At 41.2% G+C, this 26,519-nt stretch carries 23 protein-coding genes, 1 tRNA gene and 1 pseudogene; 8 read left to right on the forward strand and 17 right to left on the reverse strand.

Going from position 1 to position 26,519, the window contains the following annotated elements; genetic code table 11:
- Window positions 1-2 precede the first annotated feature (2 nt).
- The 9 genes from LRM48_RS03720 to LRM48_RS03760 form a co-directional block, all read right to left on the reverse strand.
- Complete coding sequence (locus LRM48_RS03720) at window positions 3-224, reverse strand: DUF167 domain-containing protein (protein ID WP_243812174.1); 222 nt, start codon at window positions 222-224, stop codon at window positions 3-5.
- A 55-nt stretch (window positions 225-279) separates the two neighbouring features.
- On the reverse strand, window positions 280-1,848 hold the full coding sequence (locus tag LRM48_RS03725) for an RNA-directed DNA polymerase (protein ID WP_243812173.1): 1,569 nt from the start codon (window positions 1,846-1,848) through the stop codon (window positions 280-282).
- 64 nt (window positions 1,849-1,912) lie between these two features.
- Window positions 1,913-3,682, reverse strand: coding sequence for a hypothetical protein (locus tag LRM48_RS03730; RefSeq protein WP_243812172.1), 1,770 nt, complete (start codon window positions 3,680-3,682; stop codon window positions 1,913-1,915).
- Complete coding sequence (locus tag LRM48_RS03735) at window positions 3,679-4,341, reverse strand: ferredoxin--NADP reductase (protein WP_129744756.1); 663 nt, start codon at window positions 4,339-4,341, stop codon at window positions 3,679-3,681. Before LRM48_RS03735 ends, LRM48_RS03730 begins: the two co-directional genes overlap by 4 nt.
- Complete coding sequence (locus LRM48_RS03740) at window positions 4,326-5,060, reverse strand: anaerobic ribonucleoside-triphosphate reductase activating protein (protein WP_243812171.1); 735 nt, start codon at window positions 5,058-5,060, stop codon at window positions 4,326-4,328. The genes LRM48_RS03735 and LRM48_RS03740 overlap by 16 nt, the downstream gene beginning before the upstream one ends.
- Window positions 5,017-7,143, reverse strand: coding sequence for a ribonucleoside triphosphate reductase (locus tag LRM48_RS03745; RefSeq protein WP_129634996.1), 2,127 nt, complete (start codon window positions 7,141-7,143; stop codon window positions 5,017-5,019). Before LRM48_RS03745 ends, LRM48_RS03740 begins: the two co-directional genes overlap by 44 nt.
- A 200-nt stretch (window positions 7,144-7,343) precedes the next feature.
- Window positions 7,344-8,336 (reverse strand): sensor histidine kinase, encoded by a 993-nt coding sequence (locus LRM48_RS03750; protein ID WP_243812170.1) that lies wholly within the window; start codon window positions 8,334-8,336, stop codon window positions 7,344-7,346.
- Window positions 8,333-9,007, reverse strand: a complete 675-nt coding sequence (locus LRM48_RS03755) for a response regulator transcription factor (RefSeq protein WP_243812169.1) — start codon at window positions 9,005-9,007, stop codon at window positions 8,333-8,335. Before LRM48_RS03755 ends, LRM48_RS03750 begins: the two co-directional genes overlap by 4 nt.
- Window positions 9,008-9,045: 38 nt before the next feature.
- Entirely contained in the window at window positions 9,046-9,321 is a 276-nt protein-coding gene (locus LRM48_RS03760; RefSeq protein ID WP_243812168.1) for a MarR family winged helix-turn-helix transcriptional regulator, read from the reverse strand.
- A gap of 140 nt (window positions 9,322-9,461) precedes the next feature.
- Here LRM48_RS03760 and LRM48_RS03765 point away from each other — a divergent pair, with 140 nt between their 5' ends.
- Both LRM48_RS03765 and LRM48_RS03770 read left to right on the forward strand, forming a co-directional pair.
- The gene (locus tag LRM48_RS03765; RefSeq protein ID WP_129744633.1) at window positions 9,462-10,709 is read left to right on the forward strand and encodes a glycoside hydrolase family 16 protein; all 1,248 of its coding nucleotides are present in this window, start codon (window positions 9,462-9,464) and stop codon (window positions 10,707-10,709) included.
- Between the two features lie 241 nt (window positions 10,710-10,950).
- Entirely contained in the window at window positions 10,951-12,630 is a 1,680-nt protein-coding gene (locus LRM48_RS03770) for a family 16 glycosylhydrolase (protein ID WP_426303677.1), read from the forward strand.
- Between the two features lie 64 nt (window positions 12,631-12,694).
- On the opposite strand, the gene LRM48_RS03775 is transcribed toward LRM48_RS03770, so the two are convergent.
- The 7 genes from LRM48_RS03775 to LRM48_RS03805 all read right to left on the reverse strand — a co-directional run bounded on the left by LRM48_RS03775 (window position 12,695) and on the right by LRM48_RS03805 (window position 18,480).
- Window positions 12,695-13,126, reverse strand: coding sequence for a hypothetical protein (locus LRM48_RS03775; protein WP_243812166.1), 432 nt, complete (start codon window positions 13,124-13,126; stop codon window positions 12,695-12,697).
- Between the two features lie 29 nt (window positions 13,127-13,155).
- On the reverse strand, window positions 13,156-14,349 hold the full coding sequence (locus LRM48_RS03780) for a hypothetical protein (RefSeq protein WP_243812165.1): 1,194 nt from the start codon (window positions 14,347-14,349) through the stop codon (window positions 13,156-13,158).
- A 3-nt stretch (window positions 14,350-14,352) separates the two neighbouring features.
- Window positions 14,353-15,807, reverse strand: coding sequence for a glycosyltransferase family 39 protein (locus LRM48_RS03785; RefSeq protein ID WP_243812164.1), 1,455 nt, complete (start codon window positions 15,805-15,807; stop codon window positions 14,353-14,355).
- Window positions 15,808-15,855: 48 nt separating this feature from the next.
- Window positions 15,856-17,457 carry a methylamine utilization protein MauJ gene (gene mauJ, locus LRM48_RS03790; RefSeq protein WP_243812163.1) on the reverse strand — a complete coding sequence of 534 codons (1,602 nt, stop codon included), beginning with the start codon at window positions 17,455-17,457 and terminating at the stop codon, window positions 15,856-15,858.
- Between the two features lie 97 nt (window positions 17,458-17,554).
- On the reverse strand, window positions 17,555-17,932 hold the full coding sequence (locus LRM48_RS03795; RefSeq protein ID WP_243812162.1) for a hypothetical protein: 378 nt from the start codon (window positions 17,930-17,932) through the stop codon (window positions 17,555-17,557).
- Between the two features lie 99 nt (window positions 17,933-18,031).
- Window positions 18,032-18,106: transfer RNA gene (locus LRM48_RS03800), tRNA-Asn, on the reverse strand.
- 41 nt (window positions 18,107-18,147) lie between these two features.
- On the reverse strand, window positions 18,148-18,480 hold the full coding sequence (locus LRM48_RS03805; protein ID WP_243812161.1) for a LexA family protein: 333 nt from the start codon (window positions 18,478-18,480) through the stop codon (window positions 18,148-18,150).
- A gap of 34 nt (window positions 18,481-18,514) precedes the next feature.
- On the opposite strand from LRM48_RS03805, the gene LRM48_RS03810 reads away from it, so the two are divergent.
- The 4 genes from LRM48_RS03810 to LRM48_RS03825 are packed head-to-tail and all read left to right on the forward strand — an operon-like array spanning window position 18,515 to window position 23,537.
- A complete protein-coding gene (locus LRM48_RS03810; protein ID WP_243812160.1) occupies window positions 18,515-19,909 on the forward strand; it encodes an O-antigen ligase family protein in 1,395 nt (464 codons plus the stop codon).
- Window positions 19,893-21,314 (forward strand): sugar transferase, encoded by a 1,422-nt coding sequence (locus LRM48_RS03815; RefSeq protein ID WP_129744737.1) that lies wholly within the window; start codon window positions 19,893-19,895, stop codon window positions 21,312-21,314. The genes LRM48_RS03810 and LRM48_RS03815 overlap by 17 nt, the downstream gene beginning before the upstream one ends.
- Window positions 21,314-22,456, forward strand: a complete 1,143-nt coding sequence (locus LRM48_RS03820; protein WP_243812159.1) for a glycosyltransferase — start codon at window positions 21,314-21,316, stop codon at window positions 22,454-22,456. The genes LRM48_RS03815 and LRM48_RS03820 overlap by 1 nt, the downstream gene beginning before the upstream one ends.
- Window positions 22,440-23,537 (forward strand): glycosyltransferase, encoded by a 1,098-nt coding sequence (locus tag LRM48_RS03825; RefSeq protein WP_129744735.1) that lies wholly within the window; start codon window positions 22,440-22,442, stop codon window positions 23,535-23,537. Before LRM48_RS03820 ends, LRM48_RS03825 begins: the two co-directional genes overlap by 17 nt.
- A 2-nt stretch (window positions 23,538-23,539) precedes the next feature.
- On the opposite strand, the gene LRM48_RS03830 is transcribed toward LRM48_RS03825, so the two are convergent.
- Window positions 23,540-23,977, reverse strand: coding sequence for an adenylyltransferase/cytidyltransferase family protein (locus LRM48_RS03830; RefSeq protein ID WP_129631885.1), 438 nt, complete (start codon window positions 23,975-23,977; stop codon window positions 23,540-23,542).
- Window positions 23,978-24,024: 47 nt separating this feature from the next.
- On the opposite strand from LRM48_RS03830, the gene rfbB reads away from it, so the two are divergent.
- Both rfbB and LRM48_RS03840 read left to right on the forward strand, forming a co-directional pair.
- Window positions 24,025-25,038 carry a dTDP-glucose 4,6-dehydratase gene (gene rfbB, locus LRM48_RS03835; RefSeq protein ID WP_129744734.1) on the forward strand — a complete coding sequence of 338 codons (1,014 nt, stop codon included), beginning with the start codon at window positions 24,025-24,027 and terminating at the stop codon, window positions 25,036-25,038.
- 2 nt (window positions 25,039-25,040) lie between these two features.
- A pseudogene (locus LRM48_RS03840) lies at window positions 25,041-26,449 on the forward strand (sugar nucleotide-binding protein).
- Window positions 26,450-26,519: the final 70 nt, after the last annotated feature.

The following is a 26,519-nucleotide window of genomic DNA, read 5'->3' on the forward strand; positions in this document are numbered from 1 at the left end:
ACTTAATCAATCTCAAATATCTTATACTTTGAAGTTGCACCACGTATTAATTTAACTTTGGACGGCGCAACCTTAAAATGTTTTGCCAATAATTTAATAGCCGCCGCGTTGGCTCGACCTTCAATTGCTGGAGATTTGACATAAACCGTCAATGTGTCATTGTCATTTTTCACAACTTCCTCACGATGGCGAGAGTTTGGTTTAATGTGTACGGAGATTTTCATAAAATCTTAAAAATTTATCACTTCCAATTCCCACGGCAAGATTTCTCGCGCAACTTTACTCATCATATTTGTCCATTATATATATTTCTGTCTCATCAAGTGACATAATGTCGTCCAGATCGGTAATAACCGTCTCGTCTATAAAACCAACTTTAGACAGCTCTCTGAATGACGATAGTTGCAACCATGAAGAATTCCAAACACCAAACACCATTCCATCTGCAATTACAGGACATCCGTATAATATAGAAATAATTGAGTTGCGTAGCACAAGTCTACACAAAGGTTCGTTAAATTTTCTATTTCTGTCTAATTTAATACTAATACGTTGTAGCCATATATCTAAGTACCCCACATTTGGAACATCGGAAAACTTACGTATAATTTTTTGGTGTATATCCCCTCGTTCCTTTTCCGCCTCAAACGATATCAACTTTGATATCACAGAAGCGCCAGTTGCATATGTCCGAGGATTATTAAGCATTATATCCACTACGGTAGCAATCATCGCATCGCTCTGAAAGGGCTTATTCTTAAGAGCTTCTATACGCTTTCGAAAATCCCCAAGCAACCTATTTACGCTTCCCGAATTTTTATGTATTTTTGAGAAGTTCCTTATATAAAGTAACTGGTGCTGTAGTCCAAGATTATTATCTCCATAATTAGATAAAATCAGGCTAATCTTATCAGCCTTAACCGAAGTGTCAATAACATTATCCGCGACCACCGTCTTGTTTGGATTCAATTTGAAATTTAATTCCGCTAATATACCACTCAACTCTAAAAGAATTTTTTCAGCATCTTGACGACTATTTGTGAAAATTCTATAGTCGTCCCGATATCTAAGTATCTTATATTCTTTAATCTTCGCTTTTCTCAGCTGCTCGCTTAACAACATATCTGCGAAGCCAAGGACCATTTCCGCAATTAAATCAGACACCATGTTGCCTTGAGGTATGCCGTTTGTCTGTCTGTTATGCATATCTTGCAAACAATTGTCGATACTATTTCCTAGCAGCCCGCCTTTTCTATCTAGCCCTCTGTGGTTACCTTTCGCTATTTTTTTATCATGAAGCGCCCATGCAACTGAATGTGTATACAGAGACCCGTAACAATCTGTGATGTCTGTAGTAGTAAGATACTTGAATTCTAGCGATAATTTGATTGACGCCTGTTCCATCTCGCTCCACCAACGATTTATATTCTCTTCTTTTTCTGTATTTCCTTTACTCTCGTCAGGTTTTTGTGGAATGTTTATCGCAATAATCTTATTATTGCTTCGCATCCTTTCGAAGCACTTCTTAATAAAAGTCCAATTCTCTTTCTCTGTAAGTAAATTCACTAGCTCAACATAAAGAATCGGGTGAACAAGTTCGTATGGTCTCCATGTGTATGCACCATCATTGTTAGCGAGTAACGTATAATTCACACCCTCAAAAGCACCTGGACCTTTTGCATTCTTACTACTATTCCTATAGTTTCCTTTTTGCACTATGTTATCAGCACAGTCTAATAGATTTTGCATATTAAAATAAGTAGGCAAACCAAAATTGCAATATGAATTAGGTCGTAATAATAAATCTCTAGCTTCAGAATGCTCTAATTCTAAGATAAGCTTACCCATTATTTCGCAATCTTCCAAATAGTATCACCTGTTGTCATATTAAACATTATACTATGTCCCATTCTTATCTTATGATTATTTCCTGTTTTATCGAAGAGATCTTAATAGCCAAAAAACCTAGCAATTCCGCTAAAGGTAAAAACATATTGACGCCATAGCTATTCGAAGTCGTATCATCTTCCGGATTCAACGGACTGTCATCAGCCCAAATCCCCGAATAAACGCCGGATATATTTGTATTATTCGCATCATCTTCGCCACAATTATAATTAACTTTTTCCTCCGATGAATTATCTGACGAAACAGGAATTTCTTGAAGAACTGGAATATTTAATTCCCTGTTCAAAATATTATCGGTATCATCACAATAATCGCTCGATTCTTCAATTTTTACAGAGCATTTTGCCTCATCGCATTCATCCGTAGTAACCAATCCCCTACATTCTTCAGCCAATTCAGCTTTTTTCGCGAGTTTTTTCACAACCTTATCGACGATATTATTCCGATCAATTACATCATCGACTAATTTCAAATCGGGAGTAAATTGTCCCATTATTTCAGGTCTATTAGTCGGCAATTCTTCCGATTCACGCGTAACTTCTTCGCCCAACTCTGCGCAATCACCCAAATCATCCGCCATATTATCTGTTTCATTCACGACCGTACAATTGTCAAAATCTTCATCCACAGCAATATTCTCTGAATCTTCGAAACATACTTTATGCTTTCCAAAATCACATTGCGGTAAAATTGGCAAATCCTTCTTATTTTCTGTCAATTCAACAGATTCAATTCTTTTACGCACAGCTTCATCGTTAAACTCTGTCTCAGCTGGCGCATTATTATTGTCATCTTTCATCACCACATCAATTTCATTATTGACTTGAACAAAATCACGCACAGGCGAGGAGTTTGTCTCATTATGAATAACTTTCTCAGCCAAACCTTCCTTTGAAGTAGAATCTTCCAAAAACAGTGCAGTGTTTATGTCATTTTCATCTCCTACATGGCCATCTTTCTTTATAGATAATTCTCTCGGCAATTCATCCTCTTTATCAACAGCCGGAGCTTGATTTTCAAAAGACATATCTTCTTTATGAATGTCTACTTTTTTATCAACATCTTCCGAGTCCATCGAGTTAATTTGACTAGCCGCCTCAGTCTCGTCCGGCTCTTCGTTAATTTTCGGCGGGATATTTTCTTTGATTATTTTCGCGCTTGGAATATTTTCCGACGACGTACTCTCACTATTCAAACATTCATCATCCGTCGGTTTGTTCGCCTCATTACTTTCCGCCGACACGCACATCGACGCATCATTATCGCTCGCTTCCGACTTAACCGCAGGTTTTTCTGACACAGATTCAGTTTTTTCATTTTCTGATAGACTATCTTTTTTAATCGACTCGGGCGGCTTCTCTTCGTTATCAGCACTGACATATCCAGCAACAACAACATCACAACCATCGTCCATTAAGGCAGACAAATAACTCTTCGGCTCTTCTGCTGCCGACTGTAAATTCTCTTCAGCAAAATTTCGCATTCTTAATATCGGACAAGTTCCCGCCGCAGCGCAACTGGCACACGCCGCGCTGGCTACGTTTTGGCAAATTTCCGATCGCCTTTCAGCGTCCAAACATTCCTCTGCTGTTTCCGCTTTATTTTCCTCAGTAAATGACGTATCAATTTTCTCACCGCTAGCAACCGCTTCTACCAAATTTAATTCAGCCGTATCATCATCAATTCCTGAAGATAGATCCTGAAAATTAACATCGCCATTCAACGCCGAGAAAACATTAAAATCGCCCACTCCATCCGCCAAACCTTCGTTCATTGCTCAAAAAAAGTCTCCGTTGAAATTTTCAATTCATTCACACCGGCGGCGGATAATTTTTGCCAAACATCTCTAACAAACGACAAACTTCCACAGACCAAAAAATGCGCATCTTCTGGCGTTTCATGAACAATTTTTTCCACATTAAATCGACCATTAAACCAACCGTCTTTTTCTTCAATTTGCTGGCGAGTACTGAATTTCTTCACTCTAATATTTGACGCCGCTAGCTCATTTTCAAAGACCATATATTCTGGCGATTTTTGGCTAAAATATAAAAACGTCGGCTGACTAGAACTTGCCATAACGCTCCAAATTGGACTAAGTCCGCAGCCCGCAGCAATTCCGACCAAAGAACTTTCTGTTTGCGGATTAAAATCACCATAAGCGTGGCTAATTTGTAATTTATCGCCAACATTCCGTGAACATAAATAGCTAGAAAATTCACCGCCAACATTCTTCACTGTAATTGACATTAGCTCATCGTCAGGAGTAGAAGAAATGCTATAAGCCTTCCCTTCACGCACACTACTACCATCAATAAAAACCGTAATATATTGTCCGGCGGTAAAGTCGAACGGTCGCGCAAAATATAACGTCTTCACTTCAGGATTTTCCTGACGGACGCGTACAATTTCAACCTCTAATGAATCACGCATTCTCCAACGTACCTTTCCATTATTTTCTGAGCTTCTCTAAATTCTTCGTCAGTAAAAGTGTGGTAATTCGCAAACTTTGGACTAATTGTTGTGCCAGTGCGAAAATGTTGTAAGGCAAATCTCTTCGCGCCCTTAACCAACTCGCCAATCTTCTCAAAATCGCTAACTTCTAGTTGCTCGCGGACAATCGTCGTACGGAATTCGTGATCAATTCCCGAATCAATCATCAACCGAACATTCTCCTTAATCGCTTCCAAATCAATTGGTCGCGCCGCAATTTCAACATATTTTTCCAGCGGACCTTTCACGTCCATCGCAATAAAGTCGATCAACCCTTCTTCAACCATTCCGCGAACTATATCTGGATGCGTGCCGTTGGTATCCAATTTAATATCAAAACCAAGTTTCTTAATCATCCGACATAACTCCGGCAAATCTTCATTAACCGTTGGTTCGCCGCCAGAAATCACCACGCCATCCAGCCGACCAACTCGCGATTTTAGAAATATCATCACTTCATCAACTGGAAGGCTCGGCGCCAACCGTTCAGGCAATACCAATTCAGGATTATGGCAATAACCGCAGCGCATATTGCAACCAGAGAGAAACAGAGCTGCCGCCACGTGCCCTGGATAATCCACGAGCGACAGCTTCTGAATTCCGCCAATTGACACTTTAAGCTGCCGCGACGGCGCTAAGTCGCTGGTGTTCGGCGGCATTGTCATAATGTTCCCTCATTTCAAATTCCGCTTGCTTGCCCTTATTCCATTGAGAAACTGGACGCAAGAAACCAACCACGCGTGAATAAACTTCTGTCGATTCACCACAATTTGGACATTCTGGATGCTCACCAACAATATAGCCGTGATTCTTACAAATTGAGAAGCTTGGGCTGAACGTAAAGTATGGCAATTTGTAATTTTCGCAAATCGTTTTCACCAATTTTTTCAAAGTTTGCGGATCATCCATGCGCTCACCTAAGAAGAAGTGAATCACCGTGCCGCCCGTGTACTTGGTTTGCAAATTGTCCTGAAGATCCATCAATTCAAACAAATCGTCCGTGTAATTAACTGGTAAGTGGCTAGAGTTGGTATAAAACGGACATTTAACTTCGGCGCCAATTCCGTTAGCAAAATGCGCTCGATCTGGGAAGCTGGCTTTATCAAGTTGTGCCAATCGATAAGTTGTGCCTTCAGCTGGCGTTGCCTCAAGGTTGTAATTATTGCCAGTTTCCTTCTGATATTCCACCAAACGATCGCGCATAAAATCAAGTGTTTTCTCAGCAAAAGCCTTACCTTTTTCTGTGCCAATATCAACGCCCAGCAAATTAAGCGCCGCCTCGTTCGTGCCGATCAAACCGATGGTTGAAAAATGATTCTTCCAATATTGATTGAAACGCTGTTTAATGTTTCGCAAATAAAACTTGGTGTACGGATACAAATTAGCGTCCGTCAATCGCTCCAAAACTTTACGCTTGGTTTCCAGGCTGTCCTTCGCCATATCCATAAGTTCAGCCAACCCCTTAAAGAACTCTTTTTCGTTCTTGGATTTTAGCGCCAGTCGTGGTAAGTTTATTGTCACGACACCGACCGAACCAGTCATTGGATTTGAGCCGAACAAGCCGCCGCCACGATATTCCAATTGACGATTATCAATACGCAATCGACAGCACATCGAGCGCGCATCTTCTGGATCCATGTCAGAATTGATGAAGTTTGAGAAGTACGGAATGCCGTATTTAGCGCTGGCTTCCCACAAACTTTCAATCACTGGATTGTCCCAATTGAAATCCTTGGTAATATTAACCGTCGGGATTGGGAACGTAAAGACTCGACCATTAGCGTCGCCTTCAGAAAGAACCTCCAGCAGCGCCTTGTTTAGCATATTCATTTCTTCTTGATATTCGCCATAAGTCGTGTCCTGCATTTCGCCACCAATAATCACTGGATTATCTGCCATGTGTTTTGGACATTCAAGGTCAAGTGTAATGTTGGTAAACGGTGTCTGGAAACCAACACGAGTCGGCACATTAACATTAAAGACGAATTCTTGAATAGCCTGTTTTACTTCTTTATAGCTCAATTTGTCGGCACGAATAAACGGTGCTAATAATGTGTCAAAATCAGAGAAAGCCTGCGCACCAGCCGCTTCGCCCTGCAACGTATAAAAGAAGTTTACGACTTGACCAAGCGCTGATCGGAAATGCTTAGCTGGCTTAGAGGCAACCTTACCAGCCACGCCAGTAAATCCTTCTTGTAGCAAGTCAGTTAGGTCCCAACCAACACAATAAACACTTAGCAAGTTAAGGTCGTGAATGTGCAAGTCGCCTTCTTTGTGAGCCTGCCCAATCTTAGATGTATAAATTTTATCCAGCCAGTAAGTCTTTGTAATCTCCGCTGAAACATAGTTATTCAAACCTTGAAGACTGTAGCCCATATTAGAGTTTTCATTAACTTTCCAGTCCAAATTTTCCAGATATTTATCAATCAAATCAACGTGCGCATTAGAGGTAATTTCGCGCAATTTTTTATGCTGATCGCGGTAAATAATATACGCCTTTGCAGTCTTCTTAAACTTAGAGTCAATCAACGCATCCTCAACAATATCCTGAATATCTTCAACGCTTGGTAGACGCTTTTGGTTACGAGTTTCCAAAACACCCAAAACCTTATCGGTCAATTCAACTGCTTGAGCGGCGTCAAATTCACCAGTTTCCAACCCCGCCTTTTCAATTGCCTTTTCAATTTTTTTCCGATCAAATTTAGCAGTTCGACCATCGCGTTTTTTAATTGATTTATACATTTCCCCTCCTTATTTATAAAAATAGCAAACCAGCCCAACCTCTCCAGTGGGTACATGTTGCAAAAAACGGGTATTTATTTTCTAAAACACCATATGTAGTGCTTAATATTGAATATACACGCGATATGTAGCGTCTGTCAATGAAAGTACATTGTATTATTTACATTTATGATTTCTTTATACAATCCGCAAGAAACTCATTAATCTCGAGGAACAGTCAACGTAAATTCCGCGCCAGCTAACGGTTTGCTTTTGATGCGAATAGTATAACCACAGTGATCCGCCAGAGTCTTAGCAATTGCCAACCCCAAACCATAGCCCGACGCGTCGGTCCGAGTCCGTGCTGCGTCTGCACGATAAAATCTCTCGAAAATGTGCTTCTGATCATTTGACGAAATGCCTGGTCCATTATCTTTAACTATAAATTCCACAAAATTTTTATTCATACTAACTCGAATCTTTACTTCACCGACCTTTTGCGGCGCGTATTTAATAGCATTGTCTACCAAAATTGATAAAATCTGACGAACCGCATTTACTTGCAAAGTTACTTTTTGACCATCTGGAGCGTTCTGTAAAATTTTAATCTGCTTCGCTTTTGCAACCTGAGAATACTGCCCTATAACCTCTTTAATAATTTCAGAAATATCAATTAGCGCTGGATCATTCAAAGCATTTTCCGACTTCGCCAAATCCAGCAGTGAATTACTAAGATTAGCCAGTTTTTTAATTTCCTCAACGTTTTGGCTCAAAACCTGACGAGCTTTTTCGTCGGTCAGCACACGCTTACGCATCGCTATTTCATTACTCAAAAGCAACGCCGCCAACGGAGTTCTTAGTTCGTGGCTGGCATTAGACACAAATTGGGCTTGCTGCTCAATTGACCGTTCAATTGGCGCCAGCGTTCTTCGCGCCAACACTAGACTCAACCAATAACCAAACACCAACATCGCGCCATTTAACACAATTAAAGATATCACCACCATTTCGCGCGTTTCATTGTCGCGTCGCTCCAACCGATGGTGAAATTGATCTTCGATATCCGCAGATTGCTTAATATGATCATCAGGCGGCAATTCTCGGTTAAGTTGGGTCGAGGTAACAGCATAAATAATCACGCTAAACACCATTGATAACGTCATAATCACAGCCAAATAACTCAGCGCTAGTCGTTTGACGCGTTGCTGTTTCATGATTTTTCCTCCAATTTATAGCCAAAACCCGAAACCGTGTGAATTAATTTCGACTTAAATGGCTTATCGATTTTTCGACGCAAAAACATAATAAATAACTCAACATTATTCGGCAATACGTCCGCGTCAAAATCCCAAACGTGCGATATAATCTGCTCTTTCGATAAAATCTTACCTTTATTTCGCATCAAATATTCCAGAACACCATATTCCTTAGCGGTCAAGTTAATCTCCTGCGAAGCTCGCGTTACTTTTTTTGAGCTTGGATCAAGTTTCAAATCGCCCACCTGAAGAACTTCTTCCAATTTCTCATTCGGCCTACGAAGCAACGCCCTTATACGAGCCAATAGCACGTCAAAGCTAAACGGCTTAGCCAAATAATCATCAGCGCCAGTGTCCAATCCTTCAACAATATCACGCTCCGCATCGCGCGCGGTCAACATTAAAATCGGCGTTTTATTACCATCATTTCTCAGGGCTCGACAAACTTCATAGCCATTCATTTCTGGCAACATTATGTCCAAAATAATAACATCATAATCATCGGCGACAGCAGTCCGATAGCCTTCACTGCCATCATTCGCCACATCAACTGCATACGACTCGTCTTCCAACCCTTCTTTTAATAGTCGAGCAATCGTAACGTCATCTTCAATCAGTAAAACTCTCACAGATATATTATACCTTTATATCTCAACAATTTCACACACTAATACGTCGTTATCATTTGTGCTTCTGGCCAAATTTTCTGAACTAACCGTTTGCCACGTGTCGTTAATCGCACCCACGCGTCACCGTATATCTGATCAATTGCCATCAAACCCTTACGACGCAAATCCGCCAAAATATTCATTACTGTTCGACGCGACAAACCAACTTGCCCAGCTAAGACTACGACGTCATCGCCGCCGTCTTCATAGATTTGTTGTAAAATTAACGCCTCGTTCGTTGTTAAATTAACTTCTTTTGATTGAGCTTTATTCATAATATTCCTTTCTCTGGTTAATGATAGTTATTATGATAAACGAGCATTCTTTAATTTTGCTGTAAAATTGACTATTCTACTTTTATTTTTATTATGCTTGTTGTTATAATTGGCTTCTAACATAAATTTAAGGGGAGTGTATGTTAATAAGAAAACGCTTTTTAAATACAAAAGTTAAAATATTAACTGGAGTGATAACCGCTGGACTAATCATTGGCGGGTCGCTACTTACCTTGCCGACTGGACAAGCTAAGGGTGTCGTCAGCGATGATTATCCATTAAATGATAGCACCCACTGGAACACAGAACCTGTTTGGCGTGACGAGTTTAATGGCACATCGTTAGATAAAGAGTCTTGGAATGTACGTAGCGGCGGATGGGGTGCAAACCACGTTCAAAGTTGCTATAGGGACAGGGAGGAAAACGTCAACGTTAAAAATGGTAGTTTAAATCTAGTTGGACTATACAAGCCAGGAGAAAGGTGTAGCGGCAATGAAAAAAGCGGCAACTTCACCTCTGGATTTGTAGAGACAAAGGGTAAAAAAGCTTGGACTTACGGCTATATTGAGGCGCGCATAAAAATGCCAAATAATAAGAGTACTTGGCCTGGTTTTTGGATGAGCCCTAATGGATCTACATACGGCAGTTGGCCTCGCAGTGGTGAAATTGACATCGTAGAGACTAAAGGCTCTAACTTAAATTACGCCGCCGCAGACGCTCACTGGGGACTTTCAACAGGCAATAAAAAACATGCTCAAGGTAGAGATTTGCCAGCTGGATTTAAAGATACTACTCAATGGCACACTTACGGCGTAAAATGGACTGAAGGAAAATTGGAATATTACATTGACGGCGTAAAGTTCCACACCGTCAACGGATTCGGTCAGCCAAACGCAGCAAACACGCCTTACGGTCCATTCGACAAGCCATTCTTCTTGCGTCTTAACTTAGCAATCGGTGGTGACTACATTGACGGCCAAGGTAGTAAATGGTCAAACGCTTACAATGCCCTAGCTAAATACCCAAAGTCATTCCCAGCAACTATGTCAATCGATTACGTCCGTGTATACGAAAGACGAACAGCTAAGGAAGTCAACGTGCCAGATAACAATTTGCGCACCCAACTTAATAAAAAATTGTCGACAGTACTTAGCACTAATCGTAAAGATGATCAAAAAATCACTGACGTAGAATTGGAAAAATTGACAGATCTTAACTTGGATGCAGCCGACAACGCGTCAGAGACAGATAAGATTCACGATCTAACAGGATTAGAGGCAGCTAAAAACCTTAAGACTTTATCTCTTAAGAATAACTCCGTCTTCGACCTAAGAGCAGTTTCTAACATCAAGTCTCTAAAGTCAATAAACCTAACGATTAACCGCTAATTAACTTAAGCGTTTACAGAAAAATTGTCATCTCATTATGGGGTGGCAATTTTTTTATTACAGCCGAAACTTCAGCATTCGACACCTCTATAATTCTGTTGTTAAAATAACTATATACTAAACTTTACTTTTATTCCGCTTATTGTTATAGTGGTGTTAAATATCAAAATATTGGGAGATATAAAAAATGTTAATAAAAAAACGTTTTTTAAATACAAAAGTTAAAATAGTAACTGCAGTGATGGCTGTCAGCATTATTGTTGGTGGGGCATTATTTACCCTGCCAATGGACAATGCCAAAGGTGTAGGAAGTCCATATCCGCCAACAGATAGTGAAAACTGGAATCCAGAACCTGTTTGGCGTGATGAGTTTGACGGAAATTCACTAGATGAGACCAAATGGGGTTACTATACTGGTGGATGGAAAGACGAAAACCAACAAGTTCGAAACTGCTACAGAAACAGACCGGAAAACGTCAATGTTAACGGCGGTAGCCTAAATCTGGTTGGACTATATAAACCAGGCGAAACATGTACTGGTAATACTAAAACTGGTAACTTCACTTCCGGATTCGTACAGACGAAAAATAAGGCATATTTTAAATATGGCTACATTGAAGCTCGCATAAAAATGCCAAAGAATAAGAGTACTTGGCCTGGTTTTTGGATGAGTCCTAATAACTCTCCGTACGGTCCTGGTTGGCCTGATTGGGGCGAGATCGACATCGTAGAGGCAAAAGGCTCTAATCGCCAATTCGCTGCATCCGACGCACACTGGCGAGACAAGAATACACCGACCGGTCAAGCTGGAAGTCACAGAAATCGCCAAGGCGTTATTCCACCAAGTAAGTTCGGCACTAATAATGACACTACGGAGTGGCATACATACGGCGTAAAATGGACTGAAGGCAAACTTGAATACTTCATTGACGGAGAATGGCATCACACAATTACTGAATTTAAGAATTCAAACTCCACAGGGAGTCCTAATGGACCCTTTGATCAGGATTTCTTCTTACGACTAAACCTAGCCATTGGCGGTAACTACATTGACGCTCCATGGGATGATCCTATCAACTCAGTAGGAGCTACAAATGGAGAAGGCTTCCCGGCAACTATGTCAATCGATTACGTCCGTGTATACGAGATGCGAAAACCCAAAGAAGTTGAAGTCAAAGACACGGAACTACGCAAGCTACTCAATGAAAAACTAGGAGAAAAACTTGGTACAACTCGTACAGAAAATCAAAAAATTACTGACGTAGAGTTGGAAAAATTGACAGATCTTAACCTGGACAACTCAAATATTACCAACCTAACTGGAATAGAAGCCGCCAAGAATCTTAAGAATTTGTCGTTAAATCACAACTCAATCTCAAATCTAAGCCCACTATCTGGATTGACTTCCCTAAAGACTCTATCCCTAAAAGAAAACAAGATTACAGATATAAGCCCACTGACTAGACTAACTTCCCTAACTTCATTAAATCTTGAAGATCAACAGCCTAGTATTAAACCTAACGACAAATCATTCACTTCACCATTGAAAGATTTAACAGGAAGCGTAGTTTCCATAACCAACTCAGCAGACGTTATTAACAGCACGGCAACTCCTGGAAATATTCAGGTACTATCACTACCAGCCAGCGGAGCATCTCCTATCCTGAATGCTCTTTGGACAAGAAGCGTAACAATCGGAGCAATTTCAGCTACGTTCAGTGGTACTCTGGCTGTTGACACATCAGCAATCCCTAGGACAGCACAGCCACAGCCTGCTAGTCCATCAGCTGCCGCCCACAATCCAACTAATAAGCCTCAGAGTACTGTAAGCAGCCTACTTGCAAACACAGGATTTAATGTCTTCTTAGGTGTTGTCGCCACTCTAGCATTAGTTGCTGCAGGACTATTCATTCTGCGCTAACCTGCAACTACATAAAATTACCACCCCGTGATGAGGTGGTAATTTTTTATTGAGAACTAGGTTTTTATTGTCGAGAGGATTGAGAAGTTGGTTGCGGTGCTACGCCAGACTGTGAAGAGTCTGATGGCGGTGTGTTAGTTGTGTTATTTTGAGTTGACGGAGTTTGTCCAGCCGAAGATGAGCCCGATTGTCCCGATTGATCAGATTGAGCTTGAGGCGTGCTGCTATTTCCGCCAGATTGTTGCCTAGATCCGCCAGGACCGCCTTGAGATTGGCTCATTCCTGGAGGACCGCCAGCTTGCCCGCCCATTTGGCTTCCGCTCGAGCGGCCAACTTGCATACCCGTAACAAATCCCAGTCCGCACAAAACCACACCACTAATTACTATTCCTATTGCCGCGCCGACGCTAATTGAGCGTTTTTCGTTCGAGGCGTATTCTGGATTGTTAAAGATATTTTCTGGTGTTGTTTGAGATTCTTGGTCTAATCTTTTCATAATATTTCTCCTTTGATTAAATTTATTTCCTATACAGATAGTTCGTACAACGTTACATCACTACCTCCATAATTAACGACTTTACCGTTTTTCTTAATCCAATTTGTGATTTCGCTATTTCCACCGTTTGGACCGCCACCATGACCGTGCGAGCTAGCGGCGTAATATTTCAATTTGCCGTCCGCCACCAATTGCTTAAATTGTTCAAGCGTGAGTGGCGTGTCGCTGCCGTTAAATCCGCCAATTGCCATGACTAGCTGACCGCTAGTTAGCTGAATTGCCGCCGATTCATTCGCGCTATCCACTGCCACCAACCAAGTCGCACCATTTTGGTTTTGTAAAAGATATTGAACCAACGCGCTGTCTGCCTGAGATTTTTCATTATTGCTTCCCTGCATCGCTGTTGAATTTGGACCCGCCGTCGGAATGCTGCCCGTATGCGTGACGTTGATAGTCGACAGCGTGTAAACAACCGGAGCAATCATACACGCAGCCACAGAGGTGATAATTGCCAAGTTCTGAAACCAACGTTTCGGCGTATATAGATTGACCAATAACCCAATCATACCGATAGCTCCCAGAACGCCAACCGTCCACATCAGCCAAGTCATCGTACTAGCGTAGCTAAGGATAATTATCGCAATCACCGCCGTTACGCCGACCAACATCGACAAAATCCAAGCATACGACTTTCGTCTGACGTACGAACCCCACAGAAATGGCACACCAATCCCAACCAGAGCCGCCACAGCCGGTGCCATAACCACCACGTAGTACGGATGAATCACGCCGCTAGTCATACTGAATATTACGATATGAACGATCAGCCAAAGCATCCAGAATATCACCGCCGCTCGTCCACGATTAGTTCGCGGAGTTTTACGTAAAATCCATAAGAGTAGTCCGCCGCTCGCTAATGCCAAGATTAGCAACCATGCGATGTTCGGTCCGAAATCATTATTGAATATCCTAAACAATCCCGTTTGCCCACCAAATCCAGTACCTCCAGGACCATGACCGCCACTGGGAGCGCCGCCGCCCATTCCGCCAGGACTTGCCATTGCCATACCAGTACTATTCGGAGGAATTCCGCCACCTCCGCCGTCGCGGTTTCCTAATAGCCGACCAAATCCGTTATAACCAAAAATCAAACTCCAAATACTATTGTCGTTCGTACTACCAACCCACGGTCGATTGCCAGACGGCGTCAGCCAAACAAGCACGCTCTAACATAAAGTCGACACCGTTGTAATTACGCCCGCAAACATCAAATGTAGAAATCGCGTAACAATTGGCGGCTTGGCGAACGCTAGATAGACAATTACCATCGCAGGCAAAACCATCAAGCCCTGGAACATTTTCGTGTTAAACGCTAGTCCCGTAAATAGTCCCGCCAGACCGAGCCATAAAAGCGGTCGCCTGCCCTCTAATGACCTGAGAAATGCGTAACCGCTAGCGGTGAGCATAAATGTCAAAATGGCATCTGGATTATTAAATCCGAACATCAACGCCGCAACAGGAGTTAGCATAAGTGTAACCGCGGAAATCGTCACGCTAGTAAAGCCGAATTGTCGTTTCACCGCCGAATATAACAACCAGACCGAACCGACGCCCGCTAATACACTCGGTAGTAACATTGAAAAGCTGGAGAATCCAAACAGTCGAGCGCTAAGCCCCATTATCATCGTCGCCAGTGGAGGCTTGTCGATTGAAACATAATTCGCCGCGTCCAAACTGCCAAACAGCCACGCCGTCCAATTTTGGCTTGCTGCCTGCACTGCCGCTGCGTAATAACTATTCGCCATACCATTATGCATCGCACCAAACAAATACAACGCGCCCGTCGCAATCAGTAACATCGGAAGCGCCATTTTCTCAAGCCACGAACGATTGTCCAATTCCTTATTAACCCGATGCAACCCTTTTAGATCATCAACCGCAGTTTTCACAATCTTCACGCGACTATCAGTATCTTCAATCCAAGTAACGGGTTGCTCGTGAATCGGCACGCCCGCGTGCTCCGTTTTAATCAAAAGCTCTGTGTCAAAGAACCACTCATTGTCCTTAATTTTTGGCAAAAATCTCTTCGCCACGTCGCGACGAATTGCCTTAAATCCACATTGCGCATCGCTAAATTTGGTCCGTGACGTCAATTTGATAATCTTGTTATAACACCGTGAAATAAACTCCCGCTTAAAACCGCGGCTGGTCTTTGATTTTTTCATCAATCGAGAACCGATCCCCACGCCAGCTTCGCCTGCCACAAGCGGCTGAATCATCGGTAGAAAATCGTCCAAGCTGGTGGACAAATCGACATCCATATACGTCAGAATATCCGCCTGACTGCTTTGCCAAACTTGCTTTAATGCTCGCCCGCGACCGCGTTCAACCAGCCTTACAACACGAACTGATTGATGATTTTGCGCCAAACTTTTTGCGATTTTTAAGGTGTTATCTTGGCTGCCATTATCCGCAATCGTTATCTGATAGCGATATGGCAAATTTTCCATCATGTATTCGTCAAGCGTTTCAATGCTGCTTTGAAGAATTTTCTCCTCGTTCAGCACCGGCACGACTATGTCGACAAATGGATTAGCTATCGCCCGAAACGGCGATGGACTAGAATCGGACGTAACAAGTCGCGACCTAGCTAATGGCTGGGGTGTGGTTATTACTCTCATGCAAACCACTATAAATAAGCATTCTGTAAAAATGCTTTAAATAGCACCTTATATAATTTTACCTAGTATATCTCTCGCAAGAGCACGCATAACAACTATGTCTTCTCGGGTGCGTCTCCAATCTGTGGAATCATCAGGGTTGTGTGTATTTTTAGTTTCCCTGTAATTATACTCTGCATGAGCAATGGCAGTACGTTCAGTCTTAGACAAATAAAAACCTGGATTTGTCGTCTCTCCATCTATCACCATTTTCTGATACCACTCGAGATTTTTTTCATTACACACCCTTTCGACATTATCATTAATCCACTGCTTAACTTTGGACGTGTCATTTGCCGGATTAGCTAGTTCAACAACTTTAAAGTAGTTTAAAAAAGCATAATAAATACTATTTGAACCTGCAGCCTCTCTCATAAAAGCAAGCGCCTGCCATTTCTTATCAGAATAGTCTTTATAATTAGGAGGTAGTATATAATCTCTATTAAATCCCTGAAATCCGCCCATCCTTATTGGTCGTAGCCAAGGTTGAAACCTAGGCTTATTCTTACTGATAAGTCTTTCAGAGAGCCCAACATCTCTCTTTAGATTCATCACACTGAGGAATTTGCGAGCAAGTTCAATTCCATCATCACCATTATCGTCATTTGCAGGCACTATCAACATTGATTGCATGAAAGCATTGCCATTTATCCACCGAAGTTTTCTATCAAAGAAATTAAAATATTCCTCTAATTCATCCCCAATAAGTACGTTTTGAGTTATTGGAATTTCGATTTGCCATCTATATCCGCAAAAAGCCTCTTTCCAATTTTCAAGACTTCTATTTGTTGGATTGACAGCAATAACATCATTATCAACATTTGCATTTAGGGGTGGCAGATTTAGCACTAAATCACTCCCTAGCCATTCTGGATTGCTATATGGACTGCGTGGATACCACTGAACTGGAGTAAAATCAAACGGCGTAGGCATTTGCCACTGCCAATCCAAATAATTAGTCCTATCATCATTGTCGAACAATACGCAAGAGATTTTATCTGGAAAATCATTTGATCTATGTATATATTCATATGCAATATCAAATAAAGCAACATATCTTAAGATTCTATGCAGTTTACCGTATTTCCATTGAGTCTCATTAATATAGTAAGCAAGCGCCTCTTCGGGAGCTGTTTTAATACCATAAACTTCAACTCTACCCATTTCATCATCGTAATAATATCTTCCGTTCTCATCTCTCACGATTTCCTGATCACCTGACAGACATCCCCCGTTTGACATAGGAGCAAAATATCCTATATTGCCGATAATATAGTTTCTTACAGAATCCCAGTCAAAATGAGAGTTATCGCCACCTTTTGTTAATAGTTCAAGGAGACCGATTATTGCCTGATTAGTATCTCTATTAATTCGGCTTTCTCTGTAATGTTCGTACTGTGAATAAAGTTCAAGTGTAGCAGCACACCAGGTTGATACATCTCCAACACTGCGTGGTGATTCAATTGCATATTTAATATGGCTACGGAGAAAAGAAACAGGATTGTCATTTTCCTTTAGTAGAGGTATTAATTCTGCAACCTTATTTTTTATATTTGGCTCAATTATTATGCCATTGCCATCTCTATATCTGAGAAAAATCCCTGTTTGCATATCTACTTATTAGGATACTACATTCATAAAAATATTTAATATATTCGGTCATATTTATTCAAACTATATGACAATTTCAACAAGCATTTAATACCGTTTACATACCATCAAAGATTAATAAAACTACATCGCCATCTGCGCCATTAACACCCAGCTCTATAAACCTCATCAAATCATCTATCTGCTTAACAATGTCAACCCCTCGCCTCTCTTCCGCTAACTTTCGTATCTCTGGCAATTCATTTTCTACCAGCCGAACATACGAGTAGCCGTCTACAGCGGTATGTCCATAAAGATCAATATGTGCAATCACTGGAAATCGCCGCTCAAAATCTTCAGCGCTCTCCACTAAACTGCTAGCAAAGTTAAAAATATCCTTTAAGTCACTACTCTTTGGGCCGCTCTTAAAATCATCCCGTAAACATTGGCTAGAAAGAAATCTAGCCCACACGCCATCGCAATAAGTATTATTCATAGTCATTATTATCTCACCTATTCCGCGTTATTATAAATATAAACTGCAAAAACAATAAAAAGACCTCAACTATACTTGTTGAAGTCTTAAAATTCGATTTGGCTCCGGGGGCGGGGTTCGAACCCGCGGCCTATTGGTTAACAGCCAACCGCTCTACCGCTGAGCTACCCCGGAATATGTGTTGTATTATAGCGAGTTTTTGAATAGTTGTAAAGTTACTGACGGACAATTTCCAATGCTTTTTTTAAAATCTCCACTTCCGAGCGTGATTTTTCGTCATCTTCGGCTTCTCTCTTCTTAATTTCTTTCGCTAAATTCTGCCACCAAACTTCTTTTTTCTCACTACTCAACGTCAAAGACCTAACTTCACCGTCCTGCTTCTCCAAAAAACCCGCAGTCACCAAATTATCAACGTGTTTTGCTACTGTCGACACCGATTTATACCCCAAGGCGCGCATAATTTCCCGAAGCGTCGGACTATAACCATTGCCCTTTATAAATCCATCGATAAAATCCAGCATTATTTTTTGCTTTTTCGTCAGTTTCATATCTAAAGTATACACCATACGCTATACTTAAAATATGGCAAAAAAATACATTAACGACGTTCGATTCTGGCTATTGGCTATTATTTTTGGAGGCGGCTTCGCCCTGCATCCCAGCGTCGGCTTATCAATTCTGGACTTCCCGTCGCTGCGGGTAGGATTATATCAAATCGTTGCCGTAAGCCTACTGTTATTTTCCTTGCCATTACTACTTAAAAAACGCCAAGAATTGTTAAAAAACCGATGGCTAATTGGCGGATTTTTGGCAATTTTTATCGCCATCATCGTCGGCATATTCTTCGCAGAAGCACGCCTACGCACCGCGTTATATTCATTGTCGCTATTATTCTTACTCGTCGTCGGATTATCCACTGGCTTAATTTACGGCGAATTGTCAAAATCAGAAAAACGCAGACTTATCAGCGTCGGATTATGGAGCGGGCTAGTTTTTGGGATTTTAGCAATCATTCAGCTCATCGTCGCCACTTTTGAGCCTACGGGATTTGGCACGCTTTGCGCTGGCTGCAAAGCCGACGTTTTTGGATTTCCGCGAATTAATTTATTCGCCGCCGAACCGCAATTCTTCGCCAATTCTCTACTTCCAGCATTCTTCCTTGCACTCTTTCAATCAAAATCTCGCCTAGCCAAATTTAGCCTATTTTTCACAACTCTCGCCATATCTTTAACATTTTCCCGTGGCGGATTTTTAGCAATTTTTATCGCCATAATAGCCTTATTTATAATCGCTTTTGTAAAACGAATTGACGTATCTTTTATTCGTAAAAAACTTCCAATCATCTTCGCTGGATTACTATTCGGATTCATCTTATTATTCTCATCAGCCAACATTAGATACGCCAATACACCTTTCATTGCGCACAATACCTTCGTCAGTATGGTCGATCAATTATCTCTCGGGAAAATTAAGATTCCGCAAAAATCCGTCACCAAAAATCCGTCACCAAAACCCGCCGAAAACATTCCGCCAAGCAACAATTCTTTCCAGCCTGCCGGTTTCGTTGAAGCTTCCGCCAACGACAGACTTAGCGCCAGTGACTTAGCCATAAAATCTTGGCTGTCATCGCCGCGAACGTTCTTCTTCGGCGTCGGACTCGGCAATCTCGGTAATTTCATCCAAAAACACCTTCACGTAAACGTCCCAGCGGACCAAACAGTCTACGTTTTTTACATATTATTACTCAGCGGCTTAGGAATCATCGGGCTATTCGCCCTTCTAATTGCCCCGTTGATAATCATATTTTTCGCCATAAAAAATATTCGTAAAATTAAAGCTCAATTTATCTTATCTCTAACTATCGCGATGTTTGTGCATTTCTGGTTTTTTGGCAGTTTTATAAATACGATTCATTGTTTTGCTATAATCGGCATATTTTTGTATAATTACCCCAGAGATTATGCGGAAAAAGTCTGATTTTTACTTCAAAATTGTTCTAGTCGTTCTTGATATCTTAGCTTTATTGAGCGCATTTACTATTGCCTATATTTTGCGAATTTCCCTGGATCCTAGACCATTTCATATCAGCATCAACGCTATAGATTTTATCACTTCCATCTTTATGACGTTGCCATTGTGGATTGTGATGTTCTATTTCTTTGGTCTATACGACCGAGAGATTTACACGCACCCATTGCGAAACTTTGGACGAATACTTTTGGCATCAATAACTGGAATTATGATAATGATTTCCGTGACGTTCTTTACCAACACTCCGTTATTCCCAGCCAAGCTTGTCGCTGGTTATGCCACTGGAATTGGCTTTGTTCTACTAATGATTTTCCGCAGCGCCGCCAATATTGTTCGTCTGAAGTTATTAAAGCGCGGCTTAGGAGCTCGCCGTGTTATATTAATTGGCAATTGTGATTTAACTCACGTTCTGGCTGATTTTATAGAAACTAATCCGTTAACTGGCTTTAAGATTAGCGGAATTGTTGCACAAACCCAGTTCATTCCTATTGAACTAAAAAAGCTTCGACGCTCGTCATTAGAATCGGCGCTCACCAGAGATAAAATTGACGTCATCATCCAAACCGACTCAAAAAACGTTAGTGAACATTATCAAATTGCCCAGAAACATTATCTGGATTTTTATCAAGCGCCGGAATTCGACGGAATTATGACCACCAAGCACACTATTGATATCATCGACTCCGTGCCGCTAATTCACACTCATCCGACGCCGTTAATGGGCTATGGGCGAATTGTTAAGCGGATTATGGATATTATCGGTGGAACAGCTGGGATTATTATCGCCTCGCCAATTATGCTTTTGGTGGCAATTGCCGTAAAAATCAGCGACCCAGCGGGACCGATTTTAATGCACGGCAAACAGCAAAAACGTCTCACTCGCTACAATCGACCGTTTAAGGTCTATAAGTTCCGCTCGCATTATGCAAAGTTTGATGGCAAAACTGACGAAGAAGTCTTTCGAATGGTTGGTAAGCCTGAGCTAATTGAAGAATACCGTAAAAACGGCGACAAGCTTGATCATGATTTTCGTGTGACGCCAGTTGGTCGATTTATTCGTCGCTTTAGCCTTGATGAATTACCGCAGTTATTCAACGTCGTTAAAGGAGATATCAGCCTAGTCGGACCGCGAGCGCTGGTACCGCACGAATTAAGCGCATACGATAAAAAACACGTTTTATTAGCGGTCAAATCTGGGTTAACTGGACTTGCTGTAGTGTCTGGCCGACGCAGCATCAGCTTTGAAGAACGGCGACGAATTGACTTATACTATGTCCAGAACTGGAGTATCTGGATGGACATCACGATTTTATTAAAAACCTGCTTGGTTATTTTCCAGAAAGATAATTAATGAGTAAGCCAAAAATTGCCATAGTTCACGACTGGATTTACGGCGGCGGAGCCGAAAAAGTTGTTTTGGAAATTCACAAATTGTACCCAGATGCGCCAATTTACACTTCTTTTTGTAGTGACGAATGGCGAGAAAGATTAGATAATAAAGTCGTTACCGGCTATTTACAGCGATGGCCGTTTTCAAAAATCCGACGATTATTGCCACTTCTTAGACAATGGTGGTTTGCTAAGCTTGATCTTAGCGAATTTGACATTATCATCTCCAGTTCGGGAAATGGCGAGGCAAAATTCGTCCGTAAATCCAGACCAGATCAATTTCATATTTGCTATTGCCACACACCGACGCATTTTTATTGGCGACATTATGACGAATATATCAAACGGCCAAGTTTTCGCCCACAATGGCTGGCGCGCCTAGGCTTAAAAACCTTAGTCCGACCACTGAAAAAACGAGATTTTAACGCCGCTCAGCAAGTCGATGTTTTTATCGCCAACTCTACGGGAATTCAGGCTGATATTGAAGAGTTTTACCAGCGAAAAAGTACGGTTATTTTTCCGCCGATCGATGTGTCGAGCTTTTCACCACTTGTTAAAAATCGCGAGCAAACGTCCATCCCCAAAAAACCTCGCTGTCTGATTTGGGGGCGAATTGTGCCAATGAAACGGCTTGATATCGCTATTAAGGCTTGTCAGAAACTTGGCTGGCAATTAGATATTATTGGAAAAGGTCCAGACGTTGACAACCTGAAGAATATCGCCGATAAACATACTAATTTCTTAGGATTTGTCGATAATGCCACGCGAGAAAAATATATTAAAAAAGCAGATTTGTTTATTTTTTGTTCGCACGAAGATTTTGGAATTGCGCCGGTTGAAGCGTTGGCATCTGGTATTCCAGTGGTTGCGTATGAAGCTGGCGGCGCACTTGATTATATAAAACCTGAAAAAAACGGCTGGTTCTTTTCTGAGCAAACAGATTCTTCATTGATAAAAACCTTAGATAAACTTCCTGGTAAAAAAGTTTCACCAACAAAAATCTCAGCCACGGCAAACGAATTTTCAGCTGCAATTTTCCATAAAGCGATAAAAAATATAGTTGATAAATCATGGAAGGAACATTATCGTGAAAATCGTAATTGACGCCCGAACATTAAGGACTAGCACTGGTCGCTACATCGAACGGCTGATTCATTATTTGCAGAAAATTGATAATAAAAACGATTATGTTATTCTGCTCAAGCCAAAAGACTTCGATGGTTGGCAGCCAAGCAATCCAAGATTTCAGAAAGTTATTTGCCCATATAAAGAATACACTTTTGCTGAGCAAATCGGCTTTAAAAAACAACTTGAAAGTCTCCATCCAGACCTAGTTCATTTTGCGATGGTTCAGCAGCCTGTTTGGTACAATTCCAGCCCAGTCGTCACTACGATGCAAGATTTGACTACTGTCAGGTTTAGAAATCCAGATAAAAATCCTGTCGTTTTCTGGATTAAGCAGCAAATTTATAAATGGGTCAATAAAAAAGTTGCCAGAAAATCTTCACACATCATCACAATTTCTAACTTCGTAAAAAATGATTTGATTAAATTCACCGGCGTAAACCCAGAGAAAATTACTGTAACTTTGGAATCTGCAGACGAACTGCCAAAAGGCAACAAACCTGTTGACGAGTTGATTGGTAAAAAATTCATTATGTATATCGGTAGACCGACGCCACATAAAAACCTTCGACGGCTAATTGACGCTTTTGCCTTGTTGCGGAAAAAATATCCAGATTTAACACTGGCTTTGGCAGGTAAAAAAGATAGCAATTACGCTCGCCACGAGACATATGTAAATGAGCATGGAATTAAAAACGTCGTGTTTACCGGCTTTATATCAGACGAGCAATTGCGCTGGATGTACGAAAATACAGCAGTTTATTGCTTCCCTTCGCTCAGTGAAGGATTTGGTTTGCCAGGGCTAGAAGCAATGCTACACGGCGCACCGGTCGCTTCGAGCACAGCCACTTGTCTGCCAGAAACCCACGGCGATGCCGCTCACTATTTTGATCCTTTCAGCGTCGAGGATATAGCAAAATCAATTGACGACATCTTATCCAACGACAAGTTGCGCAATGAACTCGTTAAAAAAGGCAAGAAACACGTTAAGACATTTTCATGGCAGCGCATGGCCGAGCAAACTTTGGCTATATATGAAAAATATGGTCGGAAAAGTTGAAGTTAGCTTTCCTGTCCAGTAGCTTGATTAATTCGAGTAGACGAGTCTGCTTTATTTGAACCACCAACCCCATAGACCATTTCAATGTTATACTTTTCGCAAACATCACGCTCTGGAACAACTTCCGGTGCCGACCTATCACCACCATTTGCAAACACTAATTGACATCCCGGATACTGCCGAGCAATCATCTCTAAGGTTTCTGTAACCGGAGGATTCTCATCAATAGAAAGCATCACCTGATCCACGCCTTTTAATGCTCGCATTAAGCGTAGTCGATTTTCTTCATTAAGGATAATTTTTCCTTTTTTTAGCAATTGCTGTTTGTCATTATTCACCACTACAATCAAATAATCACCCATTTTTGCAGCTGCCTCAATCATATCTAAATGTCCACCGTGTAATGGATTAAAATAGCCGCTAACAATTACAACTTTCATAACATCCTCCTCTATAACTTCTCTATTATACCTGATATACTATACTTATGACAAAGATGCTAGTCACGGGAGGCGCGGGATTCATTGGCTCGAATTTTGTGCATTATACCGTAAAACACAAGCCAGAATATGAAGTCACTGTTATCGACAAATTAACCTACGCCGGAAATCGTGCTAATTTGGAAACTGTAGCTGACCAAATTACATTCGTAGAGGGCGATATTTGTGACGCCGAATTAGTAGACAAATTAGTCGCTGAAAATGACATAGTTGTACACTTCGCAGCCGAAAGTCACAATGACAATTCTTTACGTAATCCATGGCCATTTGTTGAAACAAATATAATTGGTACGTATACCATTCTAGAGGCTATTCGAAAACATAATAAGAGACTACATCACATCTCAACTGATGAGGTTTTTGGTGATCTAGAGCTTGATGATCCAAATCGCTTCACAGAGGACACTCCATACAAACCTTCCAGTCCCTACTCTAGTACTAAAGCTTCCAGCGACATGCTAGTTCGCGCCTGGATTCGTAGTTTTGGTATTAAAGCAACTATCTCAAACTGCTCTAACAATTACGGGCCATACCAACATATTGAAAAATTTATTCCGCGTCAGATTACCAATATTTTAAGTGATATCAAGCCAAAACTTTATGGTACCGGTGAACAAGTACGCGACTGGATCCATGTTGATGACCATAACTCAGCGGTTCATTTAATCTTAGAAAAAGGCGTTCTAGGAGAAACCTACATCATTGGCGCGGATAATGATCACGTTAATAATAAGATGGTGATTGAATTGATTTGTGATCTAATGGGTAAAGGTAAAGATTGGTATGAACATGTCAACGATCGTCCAGGTCATGATATGCGCTACGCAATGGATTCCAGCAAGTTACGCCGCGAGTTAGGATGGCAACCGCAATACACAGATAATAAAACCGGCATGCACGATGGATTAATGCAAACTATTAACTGGTATCGCGAACACGAAGACTGGTGGCGCACCCAAAAAGACGCTGTTGAAGCAGCTTATGCAAAACAAGGACAATAATTATGTTTGACCCAACCGACTACAATGAACTTACAGTCACCGAATCGTCAATTCCAGGGTTGTTTGTTATTAAATTACCCGTATATGGCGACAATCGCGGCTGGTTCAAAGAGAACTATCAAAAAGAAAAAATGGAAGCCTTAGGCTTACCGTCGTTCGATATCGTACAAAACAATATCAGCTTCAATGACAAAACTGGTGCCACACGCGGTCTTCATGCTGAGCCTTGGAACAAATTCATTTCAACAGCCAATGGGCGTGTTTTTGGGGCTTGGTGTGACCTTCGTAAAGGTGAGAGTTTCGGGCGAGTATTTACCCACGAGATTAATCCGGGTACAGCAATTTTCGTTCCTAAAGGCGTAGCTAACGGTTATCAAACACTTGATGATAATGTCGCCTACACATATCTAGTTGACGCTCATTGGTTCCCGGACGCTAAATATACTTTTGTTAATTTATTTGATCCAGAATTAAAAATCAACTGGCCAATTGATAAGGATCAAGCAATTATTTCCGAAAAAGATGCCGCACATCCACTATTAAGTAATGTAATTCCTATGGAGATTTAATGGATAATAAAGCGGTATTTATTACTGGAGCTAATGGTCAACTAGGGCGAGCACTACAACGTGTTTTTCCCAATGCGACGGCATTATCGCGTCAAGATTTAGACATTACCAATAAAACCGCTGTCGACTCTTTCGATTGGCAACATGGATCGGTCATTATAAATGCCGCAGCCTGGACTAACGTTGATGCAGCCGAGAAACCTGAAAACTTTCATCAAGTAGATCTTGTCAATCACCAAGCTGTACGCTTTTTGGCAGAAGCAGCGACGAAACACAATCTAACTCTAGTACACGTTTCGTCTGAGTATGTTTTTGATGGATCGCGAATAATTCATTACGAAGACGAACCCTTCTCTCCACTCAATATTTATGGAAAAACCAAAGCCGACGGAGATTTAGCCGCATCTACAACAGCTAAGCATTATATAGTCCGAACCTCTTGGGTTGTCGGCGAGGGTAAAAACTTCATAAATACTATGAAAGATTTAGCGGCACGCAACATAAAGCCGTCTGTAGTAAGCGATCAAATCGGCAGGTTAACTTTTACTGATATCCTAGCCTGTGGCATTAAGCATCTTTTAGACGCAAATCTACCATATGGAACTTATAATATAACCAACGAAGGTCCGTTTGTTAGTTGGGCTGAAATTGCTAAAATAGTATTTGAAAAATCAGGCAAGCCAGCTTCAGATGTACGATCAATTTCTACAGACGAATACTTCTCGAACAAACCAGGTTCAGCCAAACGTCCTTTGAATAGTACTTTGAATTTAACGAAAATTGAAAAAACTGGATTTACGCCAGAAGATTGGCGAGATAAACTAAGTAAATTATTTAATTAGTTTCCATATGTGCCAATATTTCGTACGATAAATCTTATCTTTGTCAATTAACACACCTATTTGCTATACT

The organism is Candidatus Nanosynbacter sp. TM7-008 (assembly GCF_022828245.2).
Classification (GTDB): Bacteria; Patescibacteriota; Saccharimonadia; order Saccharimonadales; family Saccharimonadaceae; genus Nanosynbacter.